This window comes from Curtobacterium sp. PhB172, assembly GCF_003752545.1.
GTDB lineage: Bacteria > Actinomycetota > Actinomycetes > Actinomycetales > Microbacteriaceae > Curtobacterium.
In genome coordinates, this window is record NZ_RKIF01000007.1 from 317,749 (window position 1) to 342,191 (window position 24,443).

General features: G+C 71.5%; 27 protein-coding genes. 7 read left to right on the forward strand and 20 right to left on the reverse strand.

Going from position 1 to position 24,443, the window contains the following annotated elements:
- Positions 1-6: 6 nt before the first annotated feature.
- Genes EDF42_RS08635 through EDF42_RS08655 form a run of 5 tightly spaced genes read right to left on the reverse strand, consistent with a single transcriptional unit; the run spans position 7 to position 2,270 of the window.
- A complete protein-coding gene (locus EDF42_RS08635; protein ID WP_123672044.1) occupies positions 7-609 on the reverse strand; it encodes a hypothetical protein in 603 nt (200 codons plus the stop codon).
- On the reverse strand, positions 606-1,244 hold the full coding sequence (locus EDF42_RS08640; protein WP_123340062.1) for a hypothetical protein: 639 nt from the start codon (positions 1,242-1,244) through the stop codon (positions 606-608). The genes EDF42_RS08635 and EDF42_RS08640 overlap by 4 nt, the downstream gene beginning before the upstream one ends.
- Positions 1,241-1,612 carry a hypothetical protein gene (locus tag EDF42_RS08645; RefSeq protein ID WP_123672045.1) on the reverse strand — a complete coding sequence of 124 codons (372 nt, stop codon included), beginning with the start codon at positions 1,610-1,612 and terminating at the stop codon, positions 1,241-1,243. The genes EDF42_RS08640 and EDF42_RS08645 overlap by 4 nt, the downstream gene beginning before the upstream one ends.
- Positions 1,609-1,800 carry a DUF2273 domain-containing protein gene (locus EDF42_RS08650; protein WP_111086173.1) on the reverse strand — a complete coding sequence of 64 codons (192 nt, stop codon included), beginning with the start codon at positions 1,798-1,800 and terminating at the stop codon, positions 1,609-1,611. The genes EDF42_RS08645 and EDF42_RS08650 overlap by 4 nt, the downstream gene beginning before the upstream one ends.
- On the reverse strand, positions 1,797-2,270 hold the full coding sequence (locus EDF42_RS08655) for an Asp23/Gls24 family envelope stress response protein (RefSeq protein WP_123293563.1): 474 nt from the start codon (positions 2,268-2,270) through the stop codon (positions 1,797-1,799). The genes EDF42_RS08650 and EDF42_RS08655 overlap by 4 nt, the downstream gene beginning before the upstream one ends.
- A 120-nt stretch (positions 2,271-2,390) precedes the next feature.
- Between EDF42_RS08655 and EDF42_RS08660 the strand changes: the two genes are divergently transcribed.
- Both EDF42_RS08660 and EDF42_RS08665 read left to right on the forward strand, forming a co-directional pair.
- Positions 2,391-3,227 carry an exodeoxyribonuclease III gene (locus EDF42_RS08660; RefSeq protein WP_123672046.1) on the forward strand — a complete coding sequence of 279 codons (837 nt, stop codon included), beginning with the start codon at positions 2,391-2,393 and terminating at the stop codon, positions 3,225-3,227.
- A gap of 92 nt (positions 3,228-3,319) precedes the next feature.
- Positions 3,320-3,568: a nuclease gene (locus tag EDF42_RS08665; RefSeq protein ID WP_123672047.1), complete on the forward strand. Its 249-nt coding sequence runs from the start codon at positions 3,320-3,322 to the stop codon at positions 3,566-3,568.
- A 9-nt stretch (positions 3,569-3,577) separates the two neighbouring features.
- Here the strand turns inward: EDF42_RS08665 and EDF42_RS08670 are convergent, their stop codons facing one another.
- Both EDF42_RS08670 and EDF42_RS08675 read right to left on the reverse strand, forming a co-directional pair.
- Complete coding sequence (locus EDF42_RS08670) at positions 3,578-3,985, reverse strand: aldehyde dehydrogenase (protein WP_123293560.1); 408 nt, start codon at positions 3,983-3,985, stop codon at positions 3,578-3,580.
- 389 nt (positions 3,986-4,374) lie between these two features.
- The gene (locus tag EDF42_RS08675; RefSeq protein WP_123672048.1) at positions 4,375-5,298 is read right to left on the reverse strand and encodes an AEC family transporter; all 924 of its coding nucleotides are present in this window, start codon (positions 5,296-5,298) and stop codon (positions 4,375-4,377) included.
- A 73-nt stretch (positions 5,299-5,371) separates the two neighbouring features.
- Between EDF42_RS08675 and EDF42_RS08680 the strand changes: the two genes are divergently transcribed.
- From EDF42_RS08680 to EDF42_RS08690, 3 genes are all read left to right on the forward strand, one after another.
- Positions 5,372-5,968, forward strand: coding sequence for a nitroreductase family protein (locus EDF42_RS08680; protein ID WP_111086179.1), 597 nt, complete (start codon positions 5,372-5,374; stop codon positions 5,966-5,968).
- Between the two features lie 87 nt (positions 5,969-6,055).
- The gene (locus EDF42_RS08685) at positions 6,056-6,469 is read left to right on the forward strand and encodes an acyl-CoA thioesterase (RefSeq protein WP_111086180.1); all 414 of its coding nucleotides are present in this window, start codon (positions 6,056-6,058) and stop codon (positions 6,467-6,469) included.
- A gap of 90 nt (positions 6,470-6,559) precedes the next feature.
- Positions 6,560-7,318 (forward strand): HAD-IIB family hydrolase, encoded by a 759-nt coding sequence (locus EDF42_RS08690; RefSeq protein WP_123672049.1) that lies wholly within the window; start codon positions 6,560-6,562, stop codon positions 7,316-7,318.
- Between the two features lie 187 nt (positions 7,319-7,505).
- Here EDF42_RS08690 and EDF42_RS08695 read toward each other — a convergent pair whose 3' ends face one another.
- Positions 7,506-8,129 (reverse strand): phosphoribosylanthranilate isomerase, encoded by a 624-nt coding sequence (locus tag EDF42_RS08695; protein ID WP_123340056.1) that lies wholly within the window; start codon positions 8,127-8,129, stop codon positions 7,506-7,508.
- Positions 8,130-8,178: 49 nt separating this feature from the next.
- Positions 8,179-9,231 (reverse strand): serine/threonine-protein kinase, encoded by a 1,053-nt coding sequence (locus EDF42_RS08700; protein ID WP_123293556.1) that lies wholly within the window; start codon positions 9,229-9,231, stop codon positions 8,179-8,181.
- 201 nt (positions 9,232-9,432) lie between these two features.
- On the opposite strand from EDF42_RS08700, the gene EDF42_RS08705 reads away from it, so the two are divergent.
- The gene (locus tag EDF42_RS08705) at positions 9,433-9,636 is read left to right on the forward strand and encodes a DUF2945 domain-containing protein (protein ID WP_123293555.1); all 204 of its coding nucleotides are present in this window, start codon (positions 9,433-9,435) and stop codon (positions 9,634-9,636) included.
- Between the two features lie 11 nt (positions 9,637-9,647).
- Here EDF42_RS08705 and EDF42_RS08710 read toward each other — a convergent pair whose 3' ends face one another.
- Together EDF42_RS08710 and EDF42_RS08715 are read right to left on the reverse strand one after the other, a co-directional pair.
- A complete protein-coding gene (locus EDF42_RS08710) occupies positions 9,648-10,406 on the reverse strand; it encodes a DedA family protein (protein WP_185040845.1) in 759 nt (252 codons plus the stop codon).
- Between the two features lie 51 nt (positions 10,407-10,457).
- A complete protein-coding gene (locus tag EDF42_RS08715) occupies positions 10,458-11,633 on the reverse strand; it encodes an ROK family transcriptional regulator (RefSeq protein ID WP_185040848.1) in 1,176 nt (391 codons plus the stop codon).
- Between the two features lie 36 nt (positions 11,634-11,669).
- Between EDF42_RS08715 and EDF42_RS08720 the strand changes: the two genes are divergently transcribed.
- Positions 11,670-13,403, forward strand: a complete 1,734-nt coding sequence (locus EDF42_RS08720) for a beta-N-acetylhexosaminidase (protein ID WP_123672051.1) — start codon at positions 11,670-11,672, stop codon at positions 13,401-13,403.
- 223 nt (positions 13,404-13,626) lie between these two features.
- Here the strand turns inward: EDF42_RS08720 and EDF42_RS08725 are convergent, their stop codons facing one another.
- From EDF42_RS08725 to EDF42_RS08765, 9 genes are all read right to left on the reverse strand, one after another.
- Positions 13,627-15,693: a fructose-specific PTS transporter subunit EIIC gene (locus EDF42_RS08725; RefSeq protein ID WP_123672052.1), complete on the reverse strand. Its 2,067-nt coding sequence runs from the start codon at positions 15,691-15,693 to the stop codon at positions 13,627-13,629.
- A gap of 99 nt (positions 15,694-15,792) precedes the next feature.
- Entirely contained in the window at positions 15,793-16,788 is a 996-nt protein-coding gene (locus tag EDF42_RS08730; RefSeq protein WP_123672053.1) for a 1-phosphofructokinase family hexose kinase, read from the reverse strand.
- Positions 16,785-17,573, reverse strand: a complete 789-nt coding sequence (locus EDF42_RS08735) for a DeoR/GlpR family DNA-binding transcription regulator (RefSeq protein ID WP_123340051.1) — start codon at positions 17,571-17,573, stop codon at positions 16,785-16,787. Before EDF42_RS08735 ends, EDF42_RS08730 begins: the two co-directional genes overlap by 4 nt.
- A gap of 355 nt (positions 17,574-17,928) precedes the next feature.
- Positions 17,929-18,735 (reverse strand): carbohydrate ABC transporter permease, encoded by an 807-nt coding sequence (locus EDF42_RS08740; RefSeq protein ID WP_240347571.1) that lies wholly within the window; start codon positions 18,733-18,735, stop codon positions 17,929-17,931.
- A 65-nt stretch (positions 18,736-18,800) separates the two neighbouring features.
- On the reverse strand, positions 18,801-19,844 hold the full coding sequence (locus tag EDF42_RS08745; RefSeq protein WP_123340050.1) for a carbohydrate ABC transporter permease: 1,044 nt from the start codon (positions 19,842-19,844) through the stop codon (positions 18,801-18,803).
- A 3-nt stretch (positions 19,845-19,847) separates the two neighbouring features.
- Complete coding sequence (locus tag EDF42_RS08750) at positions 19,848-21,173, reverse strand: sugar ABC transporter substrate-binding protein (RefSeq protein WP_123672054.1); 1,326 nt, start codon at positions 21,171-21,173, stop codon at positions 19,848-19,850.
- A 283-nt stretch (positions 21,174-21,456) separates the two neighbouring features.
- Complete coding sequence (locus EDF42_RS08755) at positions 21,457-22,656, reverse strand: ABC transporter permease (protein ID WP_123672055.1); 1,200 nt, start codon at positions 22,654-22,656, stop codon at positions 21,457-21,459.
- Positions 22,653-23,393 (reverse strand): ABC transporter ATP-binding protein, encoded by a 741-nt coding sequence (locus EDF42_RS08760; RefSeq protein WP_123672056.1) that lies wholly within the window; start codon positions 23,391-23,393, stop codon positions 22,653-22,655. The genes EDF42_RS08755 and EDF42_RS08760 overlap by 4 nt, the downstream gene beginning before the upstream one ends.
- Entirely contained in the window at positions 23,390-24,424 is a 1,035-nt protein-coding gene (locus tag EDF42_RS08765) for a peptidoglycan-binding protein (RefSeq protein WP_123672057.1), read from the reverse strand. The genes EDF42_RS08760 and EDF42_RS08765 overlap by 4 nt, the downstream gene beginning before the upstream one ends.
- Positions 24,425-24,443 lie beyond the last annotated feature (19 nt).

Sequence of the window (24,443 nt, forward strand, 5' to 3'; positions counted from 1 at the left end):
ACGGCCCTAGTGCACGCGGTCCGGGCGCGAGGACCCGGCCCCACCGCGCGCGATCTCGAGCAGGACCGGCAGGCGTTCGCCGAGCAGGGCGTCCAGGTCGGCCACGACGGCCTCGACCCGTTCGGTGACCTCGCGCGGTGAGGCACCCCGGCGCGGACGGACCCGCACCCGGATCGCCCGGCCGCCGCGGACGCGGTAGACGTCGACCGCGAGCGAGGCCACCTGCGGCAGCTCCCCGATCGCGGACGACAGCGCGTGCTGCACGGCCGTGGACTCGACGCGTACCGAACCGGCGACGCCGTCGGCTGATCCGTCGCTCTCGACGACGGTGCCCTCGCGGCCCCCGCCGAGCGTCGTCAGCACCACGATCGCCAGGACGCCGACGACGACCCCGCCGCCGAGCACCCACGTCCACGACAGCAGGGAGTCATCGCGCGACGTGTCCGTGCCGAGGCCCGCGAGTGCATCGCCGGCCGTGCGCCACCAGGACGCCACGAGCGGCAGGCCCTGGGCCGTCTGCACCAGGATCGCACCGACCCCGGCGACGAGCAGGACGAGCCCGACGACGACGAGCGCCGTCCGGCCGAGCCCACGGTTGGTCGCGTTCATCCGTCGACCCGTCCGGTCGGCTGGACGCGCACCCGTGCAGCGAGGGCGGGGAGCGCGTCGATCGCGGCGAACTCGTGCTCGACGGCCTCGGTCGCGGCCACGGCGGGCACGTCGACGCCGGCAGCGGGACGCAGCACGACCTCGACGGTCCGGCGGCCCACGGTGCCGACGGCGGCGTCCGGCCCGAGCCGTGTGACGGAACGGGCGGCACGTGCCGCGGCGGATGCGAGCACCTCGTCGTCGACCACGACGGCGAGCCGGTCGGATGCCATCGCGTGGCGCGGGCGCCGCTGCGGCAGGAGCCCCTGCAGCAGGAACACCAGACCGACGAGGGCGACGATCGCCGCGATCCCGACGACGAGCGTGGTGTCGAGGCCGTCCGGCGCGGCGAGGGCGGCGTCCACCACCGCGCGCGGGTCGACGCCGAGGACGTTCTGGTCGAGCAGCACGAGGGCACCGGCGAAGACGGCAGCGGCGGCGAGCACGAGGGTGATGAGCATCGCGATGACGACGGCACCCGACCGGGACACGTGGGTCTCGCGGCGGAGCAGACGGCGGTAGGTGGCGGCGTGGTCGGTCGACGGTGCGGGGCCGGCTTCGGGAACCGATGCGGTCCGGTCGTCCACGGCGGTCACCGGACCCTCCGAGGGACGTCGACGACCGACGACGCGAACGTCACGGTCACCCGGGACACCTGTCGGCCGGTGATGGTCCGGAGGCGCTCGGCGATCGTGCCACGGGCCCGGTGCGCGCTCGTGACGACGGGTTCGTCGGGGACCGCGTGGCTCCCCAGCACGGGCAGGGTGAGCGGGGCGGTGATCTCGACCGCCAGCGCGCCGCGACCGTCGTCGGCGACCCGGGCACGGACCTCCCGGAAGGCCACGCGCAGCGCTTCGGCGGCGACCGCCTGGGCGGTGTGCACCAGCGCCGACGTGCCGATGCGGTCGGAGCCGCGGAGTCGGACGCCGCTGTCGCCGACCGTGGCGACGGCGTCGTCGGTCACGACGAGCTCCGGCGTCCGCGCAGCACGTCGACCAGGCGACGCACGTCGACGTCACCGGCGACGATGCGGGCGACCAGCCCGCCGACGGCCATGCAGACGGCGACGACCACGAACGCCCAGAACCCGAGGGTCACCGCGACGATCGCGAGGAGGGCGCCGACGCCCATCCCGACGACGGTGGCGTTCACCGGACCCGGCCCTCGCGGACGTCGCCGTCGAGGTCGTCGGCGGTGCCGTTCAGTGCCGGGATGTTGACGTCGTTGATCGCGATGTTGACCTCGGTGACCTCGAGCCCGACGAGCTCGGTGACGGCGCTCGTGACGGCGGCGCGCACGGCGGACGCGACGTCCATCATCGGGATCGGGTAGTCCACGACGATCGTCAGGTCGACGGCGACCTGGGTCTCGCCGACCTCGACGCGGACGCCCTGGCCGAGCGCGCTCGAGCCGATCGCGTCGCGGATGGCGCCGAAGGCCCGCGAGGCATTCCCGCCGAGGGCGTAGACGCCGGGGACGTCACGCGCGGCGATGCCCGCGACCTTGGCGACGACGGTGTCGTCGATGATCGTCTTGCCCTTGGCCGTGACCTGCGTGGTGGTGGTGCCGGTCGTGGTGCCGGTCGTCGCGGTCCCGTCGACGCGGTTCGTCGTCGATGCCATCAGTGCCTCCTGCGCTCGCTTGCTGGACTTCCAGCGAACACCATCGTGCCGCGCTGCGCCCGAGAGCGGCAGGCGGCGCGCTGCACGGCGGGGTCGGTCGTCCCCGGTAGGTTCGATGCCATGCGCGTGGCGACCTGGAACGTGAACTCCGTCCGCACCCGAGTGGGGCGGGTCGTCGACTGGCTGGTGCGCGAGGACGTCGACGTCCTCGGCATGCAGGAGATCAAGTGCAAGCCGGAGCAGTTCCCGGTGCAGGCGTTCGAGGACGCCGGCTACCACGTCGAGGCGCACGGCCTGAACCAGTGGAACGGTGTCGCGTTCGCCAGCCGGCTGCCGATGGAGGACGTGACCCGCGACTTCCCCGGCCAGCCCGGCTTCCTCAAGGGGCACGAGGGGCCGGACCTGCCCGTCGAGGCCCGGGCCATCGGCGTCACCGTCGACGGCGTGCGCCTGTGGAGCCTGTACGTGCCGAACGGGCGCGAGGTCGGCGACCCGCACTACACGTACAAGCTCGACTGGCTCGCGCAGCTGGCCGACCGCACCGCCGAGTGGATCGCCGCGTCGCCGGAGACCCCGCTCGCGCTGATGGGCGACTGGAACGTCGCACCGCTCGACACCGACGTGTGGGACGTGCGCGTGTTCGAGGGGCACACCCACGTCAGCGAACCCGAGCGCGCCGCGTTCCGTTCCTTCGAGCAGAAGGGGCTGCAGGACGTCGTCCGGCCGATCGTGCCCGACGGCTACACCTACTGGGACTACAAGCAGCTGCGGTTCCCGCGCAACGAGGGCATGCGCATCGACTTCGTGATGGGCTCCCAGGCCTTCGCCGACGTCGTCACCGACGCCTCGATCCACCGCAACGAGCGGAAGGGCGACGCCCCGAGCGACCACGTCCCCGTGGTGGTCGACCTCGACCTGGACACGTCGCTCGACGACGACCGCCCGATGATCTTCTGACTTCTGTTACGCCCGGCGTCCGCCCTCGTTGAGCAGGTGACAGCGCCGACGTAGATTTCCTGCACCGAACCCCTTCGAGAGCAGGTGAAGCCATGTCCCGCACGACGATCCTTCCCATCCAGCGCGTCATGGCGAACGCGGCCCCCGGCGCCTGGCGCGACGGCATCGTCGTCGAGACCCGTCCCGCCGACGCCGTCGTGGTGTTCCTGGACGGCTGCGTGACCCAGCTCCGGGTGGCGGACGCCGACACCTTCCTGTCGGTCGGCGACCCGATCGCCCACCACCCGGTGGCGGAGATCCTGAGTGCGGGCGGTCATCAGACCACGGCACGCAGCGCGTAGCCCGTCGGCTCAGGCTGACATCGAGGCGAGCATCGCCTCACACTTCGCGACCATCTCGTCGCAGGCCATGGCGCAGTAGCGGCACGACTCGTCCATGTCCATGTGCTTCCGGCACTCGGCAGCACACATCGTGCCCATCGTCATCACGGCCATGAGCATCGCCTGCATGCTCGGCAGGTCCATGCCGGCCGGACGCATCATCATCCGCATGCCGGTGTCGGCCATCATCGCCGTGTTGGAGCACATCGCGGCGCACGTGGCCATCTCGCCGCCCATGCGCATGTCGCTCGCGGAGCACATCGTCGCGGCCATCGACGCGGCGTTCATCGCCATCATCGTGTCCTGCATCACGTCCATGTCCATCTCCATGGGCATGTCCGTCATCGACATGTTCTTCATCATCGCCATCGTGTCCATCGGAGGTCTCCGTCCGTCGTGGTCCCGAGGCGGGTCCGCCCCGTGGACGCCAGCGTACGCGCGCCCCCGATGCGCTTCGTGAGCAGCGATGGTCGAGTCGGTGACCGCGACCCGACCATTCCTGCTCACCATCCGCGGTGCACGCGACCCCACGGCGGACGGGAGGCACGGTGCGCCCCCGCCACGGGCCTCCCGTCCGCCTCGCGGTGCGCCCAGGGCGCGTGGCACGCCGGCGTCTCCGCTCGACGCCCGCCTGCGCGCGAGACGCCGCCGAATTCGGCGGCGTCTCGGCGACGCCGAGGCGTCTGGGCAGCACGACGGCGTCACGCAGGAGCAGCTGCACGCCGGCGTGCTCGCAACACGACGGCGTCTCGAACACCGAGGGCGCGCTAGGGGTGCAGCAGCGCGGCGATCGCGACCAGGACGGGGACCGAGCCGATCGTCGAGATGAGCACCACGTCGCGGGCCACCGGGACCGCCGCGTCGTAGCGCTGCGCGTAGTTGAACACGTTCTGCGCCGCCGGCAACGCCGCCAGGGTCGTGAGCACGAAGACGTCCTGGTCGCCGAGCCCGAACACGAACCGTGCGAACACGTACGCGACCGCCGGCATCACCACGAGCTTGATCGACGACGCCACGATCACGTCCGTGCGGATCGCCGGGTCCCGCAGCGGGGTCGCACCGTGCAGGCTCATCCCGAACGACAGCAGGACGACGGGCACGGCAGCCGCGCCGACCAGCGAGAACGGCTCGAGTACGGGGTCGGGCAGCGTGATGCCGGTCGCCGAGAACACCAGGCCGACCAGTGAGGCGATGATGATCGGGTTCCGGAACGGCCCGGAGATCCGGCGTCCCCAGCCGCCGGCGCCCGAGGTCGCGGCGTCGAGGATCGTCAACGCGACCGGCGCGATGACGATGAGCTGCAGCAGGATCACCGGCACGACCGCGGTCGCCTGCCCGAGCACGTAGACGGCGACCGGCAGGCCGATGTTGTTCGCGTTGACGTAGCTCGCGGCCAGGGCCCCGACCGTCGTGGTGGTGACCGGTCGCCGCAGCACGAACCGGAAGACGGCCGCCGCTCCGAGTGCGACGACGGCCGCGCTCAGCAGCGAGACCCAGAGCATCGGGGACAGCAGCGACTCGATGTCGGCCGAGGCGATGGTGTGGAAGAGCAGGCAGGGCATGAGCACGAAGAACGCGAGGCGACTCATCACGAACTGCGCGTGCGGGCCGAGCAGTCCGATGCGCCCGACGACGTACCCACCGGCGATGATCGCGCCGATGATCGCGAAGCCGGTCAACACGCCACCCATCGCGTCCATCCTTGCACCATGTGACGTCGCTCAGGTCGGAAATGCGTTCGCATCGAATACCGTTGCAGGCACCATGACCTCGACGAACGCCGACACCCTCACCCGGTCCACCGACTCCAGCCAGCCCCTCGTGCCCCTGCTCGAAGAGCGCTGGAGCCCCCGTTCCTACGACGAGACCGCGACGATCTCGGACGAGCAGTTCGACGCCGTCCTCGAGGCCGCCCGCTGGGCTGCGTCGGCCATGAACTTCCAGCCCCGCCGCTTCATCGCGGGCCGTCGTGGCACCGAGACGTTCCGCAAGATCAACGAGAACCTGCTCGGCTTCAACGCCGCCTGGGCCTTCCGCGCCAGCGCCCTCGTCGTCGGCGTGCTCGAGACCGTGACCGAGGACGGCGACGAGCGTCCCTTCGCGCAGTACGACCTCGGCCAGTCGCTCGCCGCCCTCACCGTCCAGGCGCACGCCGAGGGCCTGCACGTGCACCAGATGGCGGGCATCGACGCCGCCGGCCTCCGCGCCGCGTTCGACCTGCCGGAGCGCTTCCTGCCCTTCACCGTGACGGCCATCGGCACCGTCGCGCACCCGTCGCAGCTCGACGAGAAGGCGGCTGAGCGCGAGGTCGCACCGCGCACCCGCCTGCCCCTCGACGAGGTCGTGCTCGTCAAGGAGTAGTCCTCGGCACCATCGTCCGGCCGCGTCCCTGTGGGGCGCGGCCGCTGTCGTCTCCGCCGCCGCCGCCGCCGCGTAGTATGTAGTGACATGCAGCCCGAGATGAACTTCTACACCCGCAAGTGGGTCCGCCCCGAGGACCTCAACGCCAACGGCACCCTGTTCGGCGGCAGCCTGCTCCGCTGGATCGACGAGGAGGCCGCGGTCTACGCGATCATCCAGCTCGGCAACGGCAAGGTCGTCACGAAGTACATGTCGGAGATCGAGTTCGTGTCCTCGGCGAAGGAGGGCGACATCGTCGAGATCGGCCTCGTCGCCACCCGCTTCGGCCGCAGCTCGCTCACGATGCGGGCCGAGGCGCGGAACCTCTTCACGCACCGCAGCATCCTCACCATCGACGAGGTCGTGTTCGTGAACCTCGACGACGACGGCAACCCGGCACCGCACGGCTACACGGACATCACGTACGACCGCGACCGGGTCCCCGCGACGCACCGCGCCTGACCCGCGTGACCCCGCAGACTTCGCGCAGCAGTCGCGTGCGGTGAACCCAGCACCCGGCATGTGATCGGTGGCCTCTGGCAGGATCGGGGCATGACCACGCCCCGCCTCGTCGCCTTCGACCTGGACGACACCCTCGCCCCGTCGAAGTCCTCCCTCGACCCCCGCATGCTCGAGACCTTCGCGTCCCTGCTCGAGGTCGTGCCGGTCGCGGTCATCTCCGGCGGCAACTTCACGCAGTTCGAGCAGCAGCTCGTCACCCCGCTCCGTCACCGCGACGGCCTGACCCTCGACGACTTGCACCTGCTGCCGACCTGCGGCACGCGGTACTACCGCTGGTCCGACGACGACTGGGCCCTGCAGTACGCCGAGGACCTCGCCGACGACCAGAAGGCACGCGCCCTCGCAGCGGTCGAGTCCGTCGCGAAGGACGCCGGCTACTGGGAGTCCGAGACCTGGGGTGACATCCTCGAGGACCGCGGGTCGCAGATCACCTTCTCCGCGCTCGGCCAGGCCGCTCCGGTCGACGTCAAGAAGCAGTGGGACCCGACCGGCGCGAAGAAGGACGACCTGCGTCGCCGGGTGCAGGCGGAGCTCCCCGACCTCGAGGTCCGATCCGGCGGCTCGACCAGCGTCGACATCACCCGCAAGGGCATCGACAAGGCGTACGGCATGCAGCGTCTCGCCGAGATCACCGGCATCGCGCTCGACGACATGCTCTTCGTCGGCGACCGGCTCGACCCCGAGGGCAACGACTACCCGGTGAAGGCCCTCGGTGTGCCGTGCCACGCGGTCGAGGGGTGGGAGGACACCGACGCCTTCCTGACCGAGCTCATCCCGACCCTGCGCTGACCCCACACTGACCCCGCGCGAGACGCCGGCGTCTCGCCAAGACGCCGCCGAGCCTCCGAGACGCCTCCGATCTCGGCGGCGTCTCGCGCACGTGGCGGCGTTATCCGGACACGCCGGCGTCTTCCGGTGGGCCCGCCCCGCGCCTCCGAGCCGTCGTCGCCCCGCGTCGAGAGCCGCGGGCGCGCGCTCAGCCCAGGCTGCGGACGGCCTCGACGAAGGCGCGGATCTTCGCCGGGTCCTTGACGCCACGCTCCGACTCGACGCCGCTCGACACGTCGACGCCGTCGGGGTCGAGCGCCTCGACCGCGGCGACGACGTTGGCGGGGGTGAGCCCACCCGCCAGGATCCAGGCCTCGTCGATCCCGCCCTCGATCACGGCGGGGTCGATCAGCCGACCGCTGCCCGGCACGGCGGCGTCGAGCAACAGCAGGTCGTGGTCGTACGAGGCGCGCTGCTCGGAGGTCTCGCGCAGGTAGTCCTCGGCCGCGAGGGCCCGGATGGTGAAGAAGCCGGCGTCGCGGGCCCGGGCGAAGTCGGTCGCGGCCTCGCCACCGTGCAGCTGCAGGGTGGTGAGCCCGACCTCGGACGCGATGCCGACGATCTCGTCGATCTTCTGGTCGCGGAAGACCCCCACGGCGTCGATGCCGTCCGGCAGCCGTTCGACGAGTTCCTTCGCCAGGTCGGCCGTCACGGTGCGGGGGCTGTTCGCGGCGAAGACGAACCCGACCGCGTCGGCGCCCGCGTCGACGGCGGCGTCCACGGTGTCGGGCGTCGACAGGCCGCAGATCTTGATCCAGCGCTGGTCGGTCATGCTGTCCATCCTGCCAGGGACCACGGACGAACGGGACGCGCGGGCTGCCTCAGTGCAGCATGCCCGCGACGTAGGCGGAGCCGCACGCGACCAGCACGCCGAACGCCGCGAACGAGCCGACGAGCACGTTCCGCCGACGCCAGCGGCGGACGGCCGAGAAGGTGCCGCGCTTCGCGTGCCGGTGGGCTGCCCGGTGCATCCGGTGGTCGCGCTGGTGCTTGACCCGCTCGGGTCCGAGCGGTACCGGGCCGGTGACCTGCGTGGAGCCGCCCCGCAGGGCGTTCGCGATCGCGACCGCGGTCGGACGACGCTCCGGGTCGCGGGCCGTCATCCGGCTGAGCAGTTCGCGCCACTCCGAAGCGACGTCGTCGGGGATCTCGGGGTCGTGCCGCAGGCGGGCCAGTGCCGCCTCGATCAGGGTGCCCGAGTACTCCTGCTTGCCGGTCAGGGACTCGAGCAGCACCAGTCCGAGCGAGTACACGTCGGTGGCGAAGCTGATCGGTTCACCGGCGACCTGCTCGGGGCTCAGGTACGCCGCCGTGCCGATGATCGTGCCGTCGTTCGTCAGGCGCGAGCCGTCGACGAAGTGCGCGACGCCGAAGTCGGTGAGCTTCACGGTCCGGGCGAACCCGGACGAGCCCTCGTCGCTGATCAGGATGTTGGCGGGCTTGACGTCGCGGTGCACGATGCCGCGGGAGTGCACGTAGGCCAGGGCATCGGCGAGCTGGGCGCCGAGGTCGGCCACCTCGTAGTTGTGCAGGGCCCCCTCGGACAACCGGCGCAGCAGCGTCGTGTCGGCGATGAGCTCCATCACGATGAACCGGTGCGGGCCGTCGGGGAAGTCGTGCGTGCCGGCGTCGTAGAGCGGGATGAGCCCGGGGTGCGACAGCATGCTGAGGAGCCGGATCTCACGCTCCTGCCGGACGCGGTCGGCAGTCGTCATCTTGTCCGGCGTCGCGAAGAGCTTCACGGCGACGGCGCGGTAGGTGTGCTCGTCGCGGGCTTCGTAGACGGTCCCCATGCCACCCGTGCCGATGAGCTTCACCAGTCGGTACCGGCCCGACAGGACCGTCTCCGTCCGCAAGCCGTCGAGCAGGGTCATGGTGTCCGTCGTTCCGTCGGGAGCCGCAGGTTCCGCGGCTGCTGCCGGCGTGTTGGCTCACGAGAAACGGTACGCGTCCGACTCCCGTTTTGGGCGGGTGTTATGACATCGTGATCGGCGTACTTCCCTGTGTTCATGCGGATGCATCAGGGTACCGTTCGACCTCCGACCAGGGTGAGCGATCACGCAAGGAGGACAGCGATGGCACTGACGAAGGGTGACGAGGTGCACTGGAACACCTCGCAAGGGAAGACGACCGGGAAACTCGTGCGGAAGCGCACGAGCGACTTCGAGTTCGACGGTCAGACGTTCAAGCCGACCGACGACGATCCGTACTGGATCGTCGAGTCGGAGAAGAGCGGCAAGCAGGCCGCGCACAAGGAGTCGGCGCTGACCAAGGCCTGACGACCAGCGGCTCAGTCGCGGGCGGGCTCGGCGCGACGACGGCCTCGTGCGCCCCCGCTCGCGGCACCGTCGCCGTTGCCGCCTCCGTCCGAACGACGGTCTGCCCGCCACCGTCGGACCCGCCGGACCACGAACGTCACCACGACGACGGCGATCGCGACGTAGAGGACCCGGTCGATCCACTCGGTGTACTGCTCGACACGGTCGTACTGGGAGCCGAACGCGGCACCGAGCAGCACCAGGGCGCTGTTCCAGATGCTGCTCGCGATGATCGTGAACACCGAGAACGTGCCGAGGTGCATGCGGTCGGCGCCCGCGGGCAGGGAGATGAGGCTGCGCACGATCGGGACGAACCGGCCGAAGAACACCGCGCTCTTGCCGTGCCGGTGGAACCACGCGGCGGCCTTGCGGAAGTCGTCCTCGTCGACCAGGGGGAGCTTGCCGAACCACCGTGTGGTGCGCTCGAACCCGATCTTCGCGCCGAGCCAGTAGAGCACCAGCGCCCCGAGGTAGGACCCGAGCGTCGCCAGCCCGAGGACGAGCACGAGGTTCATCTGCCCGGCACCCGCCAGGAACCCGGCCAGCGGCAGGATGACCTCGGACGGGATCGGCGGGAACACCGTCTCGATGAAGAGCATGAGCGCGACGCCCCACTCCCCCAGGGCGTCGATGATCTGGAGCACGAGGCCGGAGAGTCCGCCGAGGTCCGAGGGAGCGGTGGAGTCGCCGGTGGCGACGGTCATGGCACGGGCGGTCACGGCAGTCGTCATGCCCCCAGCATCCCTGAGCGCCCTGTCAGGACCCGGCGCGGTACCTGAACGTCAGCCGAGTCCCATGTGCGAGGCCCGCACGTGCGTCAGCGACCGTGCGAGGGCGCCGCGGGCAACGGCGTCGCGACCCACCGTCGACGGCACGATCTCGACGGGGTGCCGGAGCCGGGGCGTGACCACCGCGGCGAGCGCCTCGGCGAACACCGGTGCCGCCGGCAGGACCTCGCCCCCGACGACCACGACCTCGGGGTCGATCGTCGTGACGAGCTGTACGACGCCCGGCGCCACGTCCTCCGCGAAGGCGCGGACGACGTCGACCGCCGCCGGGTCCGGAACGCCATCGCCGACGCGACCCGGCGCTGCGCCCCCGCGCCCGGCCGCGGCGAAGACCGACTCGAGGTCCGTGTCGGACGTGATCCGGGCCTCCAGGCGGGCCGGCGCACCGGGCCAACCGGTCGAGGCCAGGCCGCCCATCTCGCCAGCCGCCCCGCGCGCCCCGCGCGCCAACGCCCCGTCGATGACGTAGGCCGCACCGATCTGCCGACCCATCACCAGGTACAGGCCGTCCTGGACGCCCCGGAAGCGCCCCCACATCGCCTCGGCGGTGGCGGCGAGCTTGGCGTCGTTGTCGAAGAACGTCGCGATGCCGGGGAAGAGGTCCTGGATCCGGCCGGGCACGCGGCGCTCGACCCACTCGGGCACCGCGACCGTGTAGTCGATCTCGCCGGCGCGGTCGACGACGGCGGGGACGCCGAACGTGGCGGCGAGGACCGGGGACGCCTCCGAGCCGGCCGTCAGGCGGCGGACGACGTCCTGCACGCTCGTCCAGGCCTGCTCCGCGTCGGCGAGGTCGGCGTAGCGCTCCTCGACCCGGGTGAGGGTGTTCCCGCGAAGGTCGGCGCGGATGCCGACGATGCCGTGCAGTCCGAGGTCGACGCCGAGCACGGAACCGGCGGTGGCGTCCGCGGCGAAGCGCTTGGCGCGGCGGCCGGCCTTGTTCGGGGTGGCGATCGCCTCGGCCTCGGTCACCCAGCCCTCGTCGACCAAGTCCGCCAGCGCTGCCTCGACCGTGGGGCGGGAGAGCCCGACGGTGTGGCTGAGCTCGGTGACGGTGCGCGACGCGTCGTCGCGCAGGAGTTCGTCGAGGATGGCCCGGGAGTTCATGAGTCGGAGCACGCCCGGCGTCGTCCCCACGACACTCGGGATCGTTGACACGGTCTCGTCCACGGCCATAGCCTCCACATTACGAAAGATCATTGAGGAATGGTGGACTCCGACATGCTCATCCCACGACCGCGCCGCGCCGTCCCCGGTACCGGCGCCTTCGAGATCACCCCGTCGACCCGCATCGCAGCCGACGCAGCGAGCGGATCGGTCCGACTGTACCTGCAGCAGACGCTCCGGGCGTCGACCGGCCAGCCGGTCCGCGACACAGCGGAAGACGGGGCGGCCTCCGGCGATGTGCCGGTCCGGACGGGTGTCATCTCGCTGCGCGTCACCGACGATCCCTCCCTGCCCGCCGGCCCGCCGTCGCCTGAGGGCGAGCGCGCCGAGTCCTTCCGCCTGACCGTCACCCCCGACGGCGTGGACGTCGCGGGCGGCTCGGCCGCCGGCGTCTTCTACGGCGTCCAGGCGCTCCTCCAACTGCTGCCCGCCGATGTGTACCGCAGCGGCCGCGTCGGCACCGGGCCGTGGTCCGTCCCGTCCACCATCGTCGAGGACGCCCCCGCCTTCGCCTGGCGCGGCGTCATGCTCGACGTCGCCCGGCACTTCCGCACCAAGCACGAGGTCATGCGCGTCGTCGACCAGCTCGCGGCGCACCGGATCAACCGGCTGCACTTCCACCTCACCGAGGACCAGGGCTGGCGCATCGAGATCCGGAAGTACCCGCGCCTGACCGAGGTCGGGTCGTGGCGTCGCGAGTCCCAGGTGGGCGCACACGTCCCCGACGCCGACGGCGTGCTGCGCCCGGCATCGTTCGACGGCCGCCCGCACGGCGGCTACTACACGCAGGACGACATCCGCGAGATCGTCGCCTACGCGGCAGACCGGTTCGTCACCGTCGTCCCCGAGATCGAGACGCCCGGACACGTCCGTGCCGCGTTGGCCGCCTACCCGTCGCTCGGCGTGCACCCCGAGACGCCGGTGGAGGTCTGGACCGAGTGGGGCATCGCCGACGACGTCCTGAACGCCGACGACAGCACCGTCGACTTCTTCAAGGACGTCCTCGACGAGGTCATCGCGCTCTTCCCCTCGCGCTACATCGGCATCGGCGGTGACGAGTGCCCGAAGGTGCAGTGGGTCGAGGACCCCCGCACGCAGGAGCGCATGCGTTCGCTCGGGCTCGAGGACGAAGAGCAGCTGCAGGCCTGGATCATCGGGCAGCTCGCGGCACACGTCGCCTCGCACGGGCGGCAGGCGTTCGGCTGGGACGAGATCCTCGAGGGCGGCACGCTCGACCCCTCGGCGACCATCGTGTCGTGGCGCGGTCTGACCGGCGCCCGGACGGCGGCGAAGCGCGGACACGACGTCATCTCGTCGCCCGACGACCAGGCCTACCTCGACTACCGCCAGAGCGACCTGGCGACCGAGCCGATCCCGGTGTCCATCGTGCTGACGGTCGACGACGTCTTCGGGTTCGACCCGGTGCCGTCCGGCCTGACCGAGTCCGAGCGCGCCCACGTCATCGGCGGCCAGGGCAACATGTGGACGGAGCACGTGGACACCGCCCGGAAGCTCGACTACCAGCTGTTCCCGCGGGTGGCGGCGTTGGCCGAGGCGCTCTGGTCGGCCGACGTCACCGGACCGCGCGACGTCGCCGAGTTCCGCGGGCGGCTGGCCGAGCACACCGCGCGGCTCGAGGCGATGGGCATCGAGTACCGGCACGAGGCCGGGCCCTTCCCGTGGGAGCAGCGCCCGGGCGTCCCGGGGCGGCCGCACTCGCGCGAGGACCGTGCCGCCTACATCGACGCGGTCACGGCCAACATCGCGGAGTAGGGGGGGCGGGCACGCGCGGGCGCGGGGCCTCGCGCGCACGCTCGCGCACCGCGCCGAGGTTCCACGACCCGCCGCTCACTTCCGCCGAGGTTCCACACACGCCCCCGTACGTCCGTGAGGTTCCGAGATCTCGGAACCTCACGGGGTGGGCGCGACCACGGACGGACGGGAGGCCCGGTGCCAGCTGGCACCGGGCCTCCCGTCCGACAGGTGGTGACGTCGACTACACGGCGACGGCCACGCGGTCGTCGGCCGTCTCGGACACGGCGGCGTCCGCCGCCGGGGCCCGGCGCACCCACTTCTTCAGGCCGACGAGCACCAGTGCGGACACGATCGTGCCGGCCAGGATCGCGACGATGAACATCGCGACGTCCCCGATGGCGAAGAAGACGAAGATCCCACCGTGCGGCGCCCGCGAGGTCACACCGGCAGCCATCGAGATCGCACCCGTGACCGCGGCACCGACCATCGAGGCCGGGATGACGCGCAGCGGGTCGGCTGCGGCGAACGGGATCGCTCCCTCGGAGATGAAGGACGCGCCGAGCAGCCACGCGGCCTTGCCGTTCTCCCGCTCGGGCTTCGTGAAGCCCTTGCGGTACAGGACGGTCGAGGCGAGTGCCAGGGCGAGCGGCGGCACCATGCCGGCGGCCATCACGGCCGCCATGATCTCGAACGGCACGACGTTCGTGGCGGTCCCGGCTCCGAGCCCGGCGACGGCGAACGCGTAGGCGACCTTGTTGACCGGGCCTCCGAGGTCGAAGGCCATCATCAGGCCGAGGATGATGCCGAGCAGGATCGCCGAGGCGCCGGAGAGCGAGTTGAGGAACTCGGTCAGCTGGGTCATGAGCCAGGCGATCGGTCCACCGAGCACGAGCAGCATGAGTCCGGAGGCGATGATCGACGCGAACAGCGGGATGATCACGACGGGCATCAGGCCACGCAGCCAGCGCCAGGTCGGGATGCGACCGATCCAGTACGCGGCGGCACCGGCGATGAGGCCACCGATCAGGCCACCGAGGAACCCGGCGTTCATGAAGACGGCGATGGAACCGGCGACGAAGCCGGGCGCGATGCCGGGTCGGTCGGCCATGGCGTAGGCGATGTAGCCGGCGAGCGCTGCGACGAGGAAGCCGAGCGACACGGAGCCGATCTGGAACGCGGCGGCACCGAGGTAGTAGCGCAGCCCCTCCGGCGGAAGGTCGACCAGGTTGTAGTGCTGGAGCGCGAAGACCGCGTTGTTCACGCCGTCGTCACCGTGGGTGAGCGCGATGCCGTAGCCGGCGAGCAGGAAGCCGAGCGCGATGAGCAGCCCGCCGCCCGCGACGAACGGGATCATGTAGCTGACGCCGGTGAGCAGCCAGCGCTTGAGCGCCTGGCCGAAGTGCTCGTTCTTGGCGGTGGACCCACCGTCGACGGCTGCGCCGCCCTGCACGCGTGCGGCGTTCGGGTCGTCCGAGGCGCGGATGGCCTCGGCGATCATCTTGTCGGGCTCGTCGACGCCGCGCTTGACGGGCCCGGACACGAGCGGCTTCCCGGCGAAGCGACCGCGGTCGCGGACGTCGACGTCGACCGCGAACACGACGGCGTCGGCGCGGGCGATGAGGGCGGGGTCGAGGGGCTCGACCTGCGAGGACCCCTGGGTCTCGACGTGCATCTCGGCGCCGGCGCGCTGCGCCGCGGCGACGAGGGCGTCGGCCGCCATGTAGGTGTGCGCGATGCCGGTCGGGCAGGCGGTGACGCCGACGAAGACCTTGCGGCCCGGCGCGGGTGCGGCGGTCGGACTGGAGGCGCTGCTCGCCTTCCCGACGCCGGCTTCGGACACCTCGCCGCTCACCTCGCGGTCGACGAGCTGGACGATCTCGTCCGGGGTGGCTGCGGCGCGCAGGGCGGCGGTGAAGTCGTCGCGGATGAGCGCGCGGGCCAGGGTCGAGAGGACCGTCAGGTGGTCCTTGTCGGCCCCCTCGGGCACGGCGATCATGAACACGATGTCGGCGTCGCCGTCCGGGGCGCCGAACGACACCTTCCGGGCGAGACGCGCGAACGCGAGGGTCGGCTCGGACACCGATGCCGAACGGGCGTGCGGGATCGCGATGCCACCGGGCACGCCGGTGCCGACGCTGGCCTCGCGCTTGATGGCGTCCTCGGCCAGGACCCGGCCGTCGGCGGCGCGGCCGGTCGCGGCGACGCGGTCGGCGAGGACGCGGATGACGTCGGCCGAGGTGGCACCGAGGTCCTCGTCGAGGCCGACGAGCTGGGCGCTGATGAGGCGCGGACTCGAGTCTGCGGACATGTGCTTGCTCCTTCGCAATGGCGCTGGTCGCGCGGGTCGTGCAGGTGTTCGGGGAGTGGGGGGGGGTGTTCGAGCGGGCGGTGTTCGGGCTGGGGGGGGTCAGGCGGGCTCGGGTGCCGGGTGCGTCGTGAGCACCCGGACCGAGATCGCCGTCGGGTCGGTGTGGTCGAGGGCGGGCACGTCGCTGCCGGGCAGAGCAGCGGCGGCGGCTCCGGTCGCGACGGCCTGGGCGAGGCGCTGCTCGGGCGACGCTCCGGCCACCTCGGCGAGCAGGTAGCCCGCGAGCGAGGAGTCCCCCGCGCCGACGGTGGAGCGGGCGACGATCCGCGGTGCGGCGGCGGCGAAGGCGCCCTCGTCCGACACCAGCACGGCGCCGGCGCTGCCGAGGGTCAGCAGGACCGAGCCGACGTTCCGGTCGCGCAACCGCTCTGCGGCGGCGACGGCGGCTTCGAGGTCCTGCTCGTAGGTGTCCGGGTCGCCGCCGACGACCTCGGCGAGCTCCTCGGCGTTCGGCTTGACCAGGTCGATCCGCTCGCCGGACTGCAGCAGGGCGGTGAACGGGACGCCGGACGAGTCGACCGCGATCCGGACGTCCTCACCGTGGCGTGCACGGACGGCGCGGACGAGCACGGCGAGCGCGTCGTCGGGGAGTCCGGGCGGGAGTGATCCGGCGAAGACCACCCAGCGGGCGGCGGGTCCGGTGGCGGTCGCCGCGGCAGTGTCGGCGACCAGGTCGGCCAGGTCGTCCAGCCGACCGGCGAGCGACGGGCCGGGCTCGTTGAGCTTCGTGGTGGTGCCGGTCGGCTCGGTCACGGTGACGTTCGAGCGGAGCGGCGCACCGATCGGCAGGGCGGCGGTCGGGATGCCGCGCGTGGCGAGCCCGAGCAGCACGGGGTCGAGCTCGTCGCCGGGCAGCACGGCGATGGTGTCCCCGCCGCTCGCGACCACGACCCGGGACACGTTGACGCCCTTGCCGCCGGGCTCCGCGGTGGAGCGGGTGGCGCGCTGGACGGCGCCGCGCTGCAGTTCGCCGGAGAGCTCGATGGTGCGGTCGAGGCTCGGGTTCGGCGTGACGGTGACGATGCGGCGGCTCATGCGACGACGACCTCGACGTCGGCGTCGGTCAGGGCGCCGGCGAGGTCGGCCGGCGGCTCCTGGTCGGTGACCACGGTGTCGATCTCGTCGAGCCGGGCGAAGCGCATCAGGGCCTCGACCCCGTGCTTCGCGGCGTCGGCGAGCACGACGGCTCGGCGGGCGGCGAGGACGTAGGCGCCCTTGACCGCGGCCTCGTACTCGTCCGGGGTGCTCAGCCCGAAGCCGGCGGACAGACCGTTCGTGCCGACGAACGCGATGTCGGGCCGCAGGGCGCTGATCTGCTCGACGGTGGCGGTCCCGACGGCGGCGCTCGTGACCCCGCGCACCCGGCCACCGAGCAGGTGCAGCTCGACGTGCTCGCTGTGCTGCAGGGTCGCGGCGATCGGGACGGAGTTCGTGATGACGGTGAGGGTCGCGCCGGCGGTGGCGGGTTCCCAGCGTGCGAGTTCAGCGGCGACGGCGGCGCAGGTGGTGCCGGCGTCGATCGCGATCGAGCCGGTGAAGGTCGAGGGCACCAGGCGCATCGCGGCGCGGGCGATCTCGGACTTCGCGGAACCGTGCTGCCCCTCGCGCTCGGCGACGGAGAGTTCGACGACGCTCGAGCGGCCGATCGGCACCGCTCCCCCGTGCACGCGGCGCAGCACCCCGGCGGACTCGAGGGTGTCGAGGTCACGGCGCACGGTCTCGGTGGTGACGTCGAAGTGCTCGGCCAGATCGGCGACGGAGACCCGGCCGGCGTCCTGCAGCGCTGCTGCGATCGCGTCGTGCCGCTCGGTTGCGTACATGCCCGAACTCCTTCGTTCCCGTGGGTTTCAGGAACCATAAGCCACAAACCCACACAAACACAACCACCCCGCCCGCATCCCCTCCCCCTCCGTCCCCGAGGTTCCGAAATCTCGGCATCTCGTGGCGCCCACAGCCCGTCCGTGGAACCTCGGCGGACCACACGCGGCATGTCGTGGAACCTCGGCGACCAGCGCCGGGCGTGTCAGCGCGAGCGATCACCTGCGGCCGCGCGCCTGCTCCCGAGCACCCCGAACGCACGAGCACCCCACACGCCCGAGCACCCCGAATGCACCAACAACCCACACGCACGAACACCCCGCCGCGTGTGTGCGACGGGGTGTCCGGTCGAGCGTGTCAGCCCTTGACGGCTCCCGCGGTCATACCGCTGACGAGCCGGCGCTGCACGATGAGGAAGAAGACGACCACGGGGATCGAGAACAGCACGCTCGCCGCCATCAACCCACCGAAGTCCGTCCCCTTGTTCGTCGAGAAGCCCGCGAGCCAGACCGGCAGCGTGTACATCCCCTGGTCCTTGAGCATCACGTACGCGATCAGGTAGTCGTTCCACGCCGCGATGAACGCGAACACGCTCGTGGCGATGACCCCGGGCATCACGAGCGGGAACAGCACACTCCACAGGATCCGGAAGGTGCCGGCCCCGTCGACCTTCGCGGCCTCCTCGATCTCGACGGGCACCGCGACGAAGAACCCGCGCATCACCCAGATCGAGAACGGCAGCACGCTCGCGACGTACGCCAGGATCAGCCCGACGTAGCTGTTGAGCAGACCGAGGGTCTGGAACGACAGGAACAGCGGGATGAGCAGCGCGCCCGACGGGATCATCTGCACGAACAGGATGCCGACCAGGATCGCCCGCCGCCCGCGGAACCGGAACCGCGACAGCGCCGCTGAGGCCAGGAACCCGACCACGATCGACAGCAGCACGGCGGCCACCACGACGATGGTCGAGTTCCGCAGGTAGACCAGGAAGCCCTCTTGTGTGAGCGCGCGGGTGAAGTTGTCGAGCGTGGGGTGCAGCGGCGCCCAGATCGGGGTCATGGTGGTGACCTCGTCCGCCGGCTTGAAGGCGGTGTTCACCATCCAGTAGATCGGGAACACCCACACCAGGCAGAACACCACCGCGATGGTGTTCGCGACCACGCGCGGCTTCCGCTTCCGCGAACGCACGGGAACCGGCGCAGAGACCGGCGCAGCACTCGAGACGGTCACAGGTCCTCCTCCCCGCTGCGGACGAGCCGGCGGATGTAGTAGCTGGTGAGCGCGCCGAGGATCACGGTCGAGATGACGGCGATCGCGGCGCCCTGGCCGTACGCGTTGGAGACGAACGACTTCACGAACGTCCAGATGCCGAGCGTCAGGGTGGCCTCTTCCGGGCCGCCCCTCGTGAGCAACCAGATCTGGTTGAAGACGTTGAAGTCCCAGATCACCGACAGGATCGACACGAGCAGCAGGGTCGGAGCGAGTGCCGGCAGCGTGATCGCCCGGTACATCGTCCACGTCGAGGCACCGTCGAGCGCTCCGGCCTCGTAGTACTCCGGAGCGATCTGCGACTGAGCGGCGTAGAGCGTCAGGGCGACGAACGGCACGGCCTGCCAGATCACGAGCGTGAGCACGATCGTGTACGCCTGGCCGGGGTGCGACGCCCAGTTGTCCTGCGTGTGGTCGCCGAACACCCGCAGCTGCGTGATGAGCCAGTTGAGCACCCCGTAGAAGGGCTGGAACAGCCACTGCCACACCAGGCTCGAAGCGACGTTCGGCATCGCCCAGGCCAGCACGAGCACGACACTGACCACGGTGCGCATCGCGACGCCCAACCGGGTCAGCAGCTGCGCGACGCCCATCCCGATGACGATCGTGCCGAGCACCATCGCCCCGGTGACCAGGACGGTGCGCAGGATGACCGGCCAGAACGACGCGTCGGTCAGGACGTTCGTGTAGTTCGAGACGCCCGCGAACCCGGCTTCCCCGGTGAAGATCGCCCGGAGCCCGTAGTCCTGGAACGAGATGACGACGAGCCGGACGAGCGGGTAGACGACGAGCGCGAGCAGCAGGATCGCCGCGGGCGCCAGCAGGACGAGCGGTGCGCGCGACGCCACCGCCGACCGACGACGCGCCCCGCGGCCGGGACGAAGCGGCCGCCCCGACCCGGCACCACCGATGCCCCCGGTGCCCGCGCCCCCGGTCCCCCCGCCGCCGGCGACCGGCCCGGACTGCTCCGAACCGGTCGCCTGCTCTGCAGTGGAGGTCATCGACTACTGCTGCGCGTTCAGCGCGGTCGTGAGGTGCTTCGAGAAGCCCTCGGCGGCCTGCTCCGGCGACTTCCGCCCGGTGGCGATGTCCGCGAACATCGACTGGAACGACGCGTCGCCCTCGATGGTCGCCCAGCCCGGCGTCGCCGGGGTCGGACGGCTCGTGCCCGCTGCCGCGAAGTACGGCTTGTGCAGGGTGTCGACGTCGTCGGCCACGGCGTCGAGCAGCTCGGTCGAGTTCGGCTCCCAGCCGTCCACACCGAACACCTGGTCCTGCTGGAACTCCTTCGAGGTCAGGATCTTCAGGTAGTACAGCGCGAGGTCCTGGTTGGCGGCCTTCGTCGGGATCCCGAGGTCGGAGCCACCGAGGAACACCGGCTGCGTCTTGCCGTCGGTCTGCGAGGGCATCGGGAACGTACCGATCTGGTCGGCGAGCGCCGGCTTCGCCGTGGTGATCGAACCGATCTCCCACGCCGAGCCGAGGAACGCCGAGGTGTTGCCCTGCGCGAAGACGTCGCTCTGCGAGGGCTTGTCGGTGTTGATGTCCTGCGTCGACTTCGCGGAGTAGTCGTTCTGGAACGTCTTCCACGCCGTCAGGCCCTTAACCGCATCGGCCGAGTCGAGCTTCCCGGTCCACTTGCCGTCCTTGTCGGAGGCGATCTCGCCGCCGGCGTCCCACACCCACTGCAGCCCGCCGTACCAGTACTGGCCGGGCATGTAGAAGGCGGAGAAGTCGCTCGCCGTGTTGGCGGCCTTGACCTTGTCCAGGTCGGCGGTGAGCTCGTCGTAGGTGGTCGGCACGTCGGTGACGCCGGCGTCCTCCCAGACCTTCTTGTTGTAGACGACGGCCCGGTTGCCGGCGAACAGCGGAGCACCGTAGAGCTTGTCGTCCACCGTGGCCGGCCCCTCGAGCCCGGTGAGCCAGGTCTGGCCGTCCTTGAGCTCGTCGCGGTACGGCGTCAGGTCCATGAGACCGCCGGCCGCTGCGTAGACCGGTACCTGGGTGTTGCCGAGGTCGACCACGTCCGGGGCGTCGTCCTGGGCGAGCGCCGTGGTGAGCTTCGTGGTGATCCCGTCCCACTGCTGGGTCTGGATCTTCACCTTCGCCCCGGTGTCCTTCGTGAACTGCTTCTGAGCTGCGTCGAGGACCTTGTCGCTCAGGTCGCCGTTCATCATCCAGACGGTGATGGTCTTGCCCTTGCCATCGGGTGTGCCGATGGCCTTCGTGCCGCCGTCGGAAGCTCCGTTGCTTCCGGCGGAGCACCCGGTGAGGGCGAGCGCGGCCGCCAGGCCGAGCGCACCGAGTGCGGCGAAACGCGTGCGTGTCACGTTGACTCCCTTGGTCCGGCCTTTATGAAAGGTCGTTGCGTATTCGCAATAGAAGACCTTCCGAGAGCCCTTGTCAACCGTTGGATCGGTCCCTGTGAGCGGGTTCGATCCGCGTGTTTCCGGGGGATCACGGATGGCGAACAGATCGTCGCCAACGCTTGACGCGACTGGTCATGACCAGGCATGATCTGCGCCACGCGTCGACGGGGTGGACGGAACGACCGGGAGGCCCGGTGCCGGTCCCGCAGACCGGCACCGGGCCTCCCGGATCACCACCACGGCCTCAGACGGCCGCCAGGGCGGACGTCGGTGGGATGCGCGCTGCGCGCGCTGCCGGGTACCACCCGGACACACCGCCGATCACGACGGTCGCGCCGAGCCCACCGCCGACGGCCCACAGCGGGATCGCCACCGGCCACCCCTGCGCCAGGGCGAAGGCGACCGTCACCCCGACCCCGATCACCACACCGGCCACCCCGCCCAGGAACGACAGCAGCAGCGACTCGACCAGGAACTGGTCGCGGATGTTCCGCCGCCGCGCTCCGAGGGCTCGCCGCACCCCGACCTCGGCACGACGTTCCAGCACGGTGATCACCATCGTGTTCGCGACGCCGATGCCGCCGACGAGCAGGGCCACACCGCCGATGCCGACCAGCAGCCCGGTGAACGAGTCGTCGGTCGCGTCCTTCGCGGCGAGCGCGTCGGACGGCCGGGTCACGCCGACGTCCTGCGGGGACCCCGGACTGATCGCGTTCGCCAGGACGTCGCGAGCCGGTGCGACTCGCGACGGGTCCACCCGGGTGTAGACGGCGGTCGGCGCTCCGTCGAAGCCGAGCTGCCGGGCGAGGCCGCGGGGGACGAACACCTGGCTGTCCAGGTCGTCCGCGAGTGCGATCGGCTCCAGGATCCCGACAACCTGCACCCACTGCCCGCCGATCCAGACGCGGCTGTCGGCACGGACCCGGTCGATGCCGAGTGCCGCTGCGGCGGCCGCACCGAGCACCACCTGCGGCGGAGCCACGACCGAGTCATCGATCCAGCGCCCGGACCCGATCTCGCCGCCGAGCACGCGCGGCACGTCGCCCCAGGCCGCCATCACGCCGATGCCCTTCGTCTCGGGCGGCGGGATGAACTCGTTGCGGTAGACGGCCGCGTCGAGCACGGTGCCGACCGCGGCAGCCGACTGCACGTCGTCCTGGCGGAGTGCCGACTCGAGTGCGGTGGACGGCAACGGCGGCACGTCGCCGAACCCCTGGGCCTGCGTGACCGTCAGGACGTTGGTGCCGAGGGCGTCGAGCACCCGGTCGAGCTCCGCCTTGCTCGACGACGAGATCCCGACGACGGCGATCATCGCGGCGATGCCGATCGCGATGCCGAGCGCCGACAGGACGACACGGCCGGGTCTGGTGCGCAGCCCGAACACCCCGAGCCGGAGCAGGTCACCCGCGGTGACCGCGGACCGGAGGCGACGCCGGGCGTTCACGCAGCACCCCGGATCGCGGAGGCGAGCGCGGCGGAGGCGGTGCCGCCGTCCGTCCCGGAGTCGTGCTGCACCTGGCCGTCCCGCATCCGCACCCGGCGCGGCAGCGACGCGGCCAGTTCCAGGTCGTGGGTGATGACGACCACCGTCGTCCCGCAGTCGTTGAGTTCACGCAGCAGCGCGAGGATCGCCGCCCCGGACGCCGTGTCGAGGGCACCGGTCGGCTCGTCCGCGAGCAGGATCGTCGGCTCCCCGACCAGTGCCCGGGCGATCGCCACCCGTTGCTTCTCGCCGCCCGACAGCTGGTTCGGCCGGTGGTCCAGACGATGCCCCAGCCCGACACGACGGAGGGCGTCGACCGCGCGTCGGTGTCGCTCCCGTCGGCTCGTCCCCGCGTAGAGCAGGCCGTCCGCGACGTTCTCGGTGGCGGTCGCCCCGTCCTGCAGGTGGAAGTGCTGGAACACGAACCCGATGTGGTCGGCCCGGAGCAGGGACAGTTCGTCGTCGGTCATGGTGTCCACGTCGTTGCCGGCGATCGTCACGGTGCCGGAGGTGGGGCGGTCCAGGGTGCCGATGACGTTGAGCATCGTCGACTTGCCGGAACCCGACGGCCCGACGACCGCGACGAGTTCGCCCGCGTCGATGTCGAGCGAGACCCCGCGGAGGGCACCGACGTCGCCGTAGGCCTTCACGACGTCCCGGAGCGCGAGCACCCGGCCGTCGGTGGGCTGCGCGCTCATCCCGGCACCACCACACGGTCGCCCTCGGCCACGTTGCCCGTGACGGCGACCCGGCCGGCCGCGGTGAAGCCGGGCGTGACGGGCACGCGTTTCGTCGTGCCGTCCTTCCGGACCACCTCGACGGCGTACTGCCCGCCGGCGCCGGCGACCAGCGCGGCCACCGGCACCGACAGCACACCCCGCTCGGTCGTGCCCTTCGCGTCGACCTGTGCCGAGGCGGCGGCTGGGAGCTTCCGGTCGCCCGACTCGAAGGCGACGGAGACGTCGACCTTCGTGCTGCCCTCATCGCTCGTGTCCGGTGCGACGTCGGTGACCTCACCCGCCATCGGGGCGCCGGCGCCGTTCACCCGCACCGCGACCTCGGTCCCGACCGCGAGCCGTTCGGCGTCGGCCTGCGACACCGTGGCGACCACGATCCGCTTCGTGCTCGTCACGTGCAGGACGTCGCCGCCCTCCCCGGCCGCGGGTTGCCCGAGCTGCCCGTCGACGGCCGCCACCCGGACGTCCCCGTCGACGAACACGACGTCGTCGGCCGTCAGCACCCCGGTCACCCGGTGTCCGCGGTCCCGCTGCCACTGCTCGACTCCGCGCTGGGTCCTCGGTCCGAAGGTGTCGTCCTGGGCGACGTCGTACCCGAGGGCCGCCAGGTTGTCGTTGAGCTGCTGCACGTCGGTGCCCTCCAGTCCGCGCTCGAGCGACCGCCAGAGCGGCACCGTGCCGTGCATCGCCCGGACCCCGCGCTCGTCGACCGCGTACACGAAGTCGTCTCGGCGCAGGACCTGTCCGGGCTTCGGCAGCCAGGTCAGCGTCCCCTTCGCGGCCCCGGGCACGCCGGTCGCCGCCCCGTAGCCGAGGGTGCCCGCGAACACCTTCGAGTCGGTCAGGTCGCCGCGCTCGACGGTGACGGTGGTCCGGGCCTTCGTCGGTGCGTCGGCGGCGGATGCACTGGTCGCACCGGACGTCACGTCCACGATCGCCCAGGTGCCGATGCCCGCGGCGATGACGGCCACGAGGACGACGCCGACGATCACCGTCCGCCGTGGTCGGGAC